Source organism: Mycobacterium sp., from assembly GCF_036488105.1.
Lineage (GTDB): Bacteria > Actinomycetota > Actinomycetes > Mycobacteriales > Mycobacteriaceae > Mycobacterium.
In genome coordinates, this window is the sequence record NZ_DASXHW010000250.1 from 1 (window position 1) to 2,244 (window position 2,244).

2 protein-coding genes are annotated in these 2,244 nt (G+C 65.9%); both read left to right on the forward strand.

All coding sequences use genetic code 11. From position 1 onward, the window contains the following. Positions 1-604: alpha/beta hydrolase (locus tag VGH54_RS12970; protein ID WP_331512410.1), on the forward strand; the 604-nt coding region annotated here is incomplete at its 5' end. 57 nt (positions 605-661) lie between these two features. Beyond that, complete coding sequence (locus tag VGH54_RS12975; RefSeq protein ID WP_331512411.1) at positions 662-2,149, forward strand: NAD(P)/FAD-dependent oxidoreductase; 1,488 nt, start codon at positions 662-664, stop codon at positions 2,147-2,149. Positions 2,150-2,244 lie beyond the last annotated feature (95 nt).

Here is a 2,244-nt window from a genome sequence, read left to right on the forward strand (position 1 = left end):
ATCGGTCGAGTACCGGTTGGCCCCCGAGCATCCCTACCCCGCGGCGATCGACGATGGCTGGGCCGCAGTGCAATGGGTTGCCCAGCACGGCAGCGAGATCGGCGCCGACGCGAGTCGGCTTGCGGTGGCCGGAGATTCCGCGGGCGGCAACATCTCGGCGGTGATCGCGCAGCGGTCACGCGACAACGACGGGCCGCCAATCCTGTTCCAGCTGTTGTGGTATCCGGCGACGCTGTGGGATTCGTCGCTGCCGTCGTTCACCGAAAACGCCGCCGCGCCCGTCCTGGATAGCGCCGCCGTCGCCGCATTCAGCCGCTACTACGCCGGCGAGATCGACCTGTTCAATCCCCCGCCCGGGATGGCGCCGGGCCGGGCCGCGAACCTGGCCGACCTGCCCGCCGCTTACATCGGCGTCGCCGGCCACGATCCGCTGCGCGACGACGGGGCCCGCTACGGGGAGTTGCTCGCCGCCGCCGGTGTTCCCGTCGAGGTGCACAACGCCGAGACGATGGTGCACGGCTACCTCGGCTATGCCGGAGTGGTCCCCGCAGCCACCGATGCGATGGATCGCGGGCTGGCCGCCCTGAAAGCAGCACTGCACTAGGTTCGCGGTACCGTCGGTATCGACTAACCGGCTGTAGCGGCCCGCGAGGAGGTACAGGTGAACGGCGATCGGCCCGATTACCACTGTCTGATCGTCGGCGCGGGGTTCTCCGGCATCGGCGCCGCGATCAAGCTCGACCACGAGGGATTCGGCGACTACCTCGTCGTCGAGGCTGGCGACGAAGTCGGCGGAACCTGGTACTGGAACACCTATCCCGGTATCGCCGTGGACATTCCGTCGGCGTCGTACCAGTACTCGTTCGAGCAGCGGCCGGACTGGTCGCGGACCTACGCGCGGGGCGGGGAACTGAAGGCCTACGCCGAACATTGCACCGACAAATACGGGATCCGGCCGAAAATCCGGTTCAACACCACAGTTGTCTCCGCCGAGTTCGACGATGAGCGGTCGCTGTGGCGGATCCAGCTCGATCCGGGCGGTGAAATCACCGCTCGGTTCCTGTTCAACGCCAGCGGTGTACTCACCGTGCCCAAGCCGCCCGACATCGACGGCGTCGACTCCTTCGGCGGCGCCATCGTGCACACCGCCCGCTGGGACCACACCCTCGACCTGACCGGCAAACGGGTCGCCGTGATCGGCACCGGCGCATCGGCGGTGCAGCTGATCCCCCAGATCGCGCCAATTGTCAAAGAGCTCACGGTGTTTCAGCGCACACCGATCTGGTGCTTCCCAAAGTTCGACGTGCCGCTGCCCAAGCCGGCGCACTGGGGGCTACGGCTGCCCGGCGCCAAGACTCTGCAGCGGCTGATCACCCAGACCTACGTCGAGGTGACCTTCCCGCTGCCGGCCCAATACTTCACCGTGTACCCGCTGGCCCGATGGATGGAGTCACTCGGCCGCGCCTATCTGCGACTGAAGGTGCGCGACCCGGCGGTGCGGCAGCAGCTCACCCCGCAGTACGCGATCGGCTGCAAGCGGCCCGGTTTCCACAACAGCTACCTGTCGACTTACAACCGCGACAACGTCCGACTGGTGACCCAACCGATCGACAAGATCACGTCGTCGGCGGTGGCCACCACCGACGGCACGGACCACGAAATCGATGTGCTGGTGCTGGCCACCGGTTTCCACGTGTTCGACGCCGACACCACGCCGACCTTTGCGGTCACCGGTAGCGGCGGCCAGCGGCTGGCTCGGTTCTGGGAAGAGAACCGGGCGCAAGCCTACGAGGGGACCACCATTCCTGGCTTTCCTAATTTCTTCAGCACGATGGGACCCTACGGGTACGTCGGGTCGTCGTATTTCGCGTTGATCGAGGCGCAGACGCACCACATGGTGCGTTGCATGAAGCGGGCCCGTCAGCACGGCGCCACCCGCGTCGAGATCAGCGAAGAAGCCAACGCCCGCTACTTCGACGAGCAGATGAGCCGTCGACACCGCCAGGTGTTCTGGCAGGACAGCTGCCGGACGGCCAACAGCTACTACTTCGACAAGAACGGCGACGTGGGGCTACGGCCCGCGACCACCTTCGAGGTGTACTGGCGCAGCCGCCGTTTCGATCTCGACGACTACCGATTCACCGCTTAGAGCCCGCGTTCGGGTCCGTCGAGCGTGACGTTGCAGTCACGTAATAAGTCGAATGTGACTGCAACGTCACACTCGAGACGGCGGCAAAGCTAGAT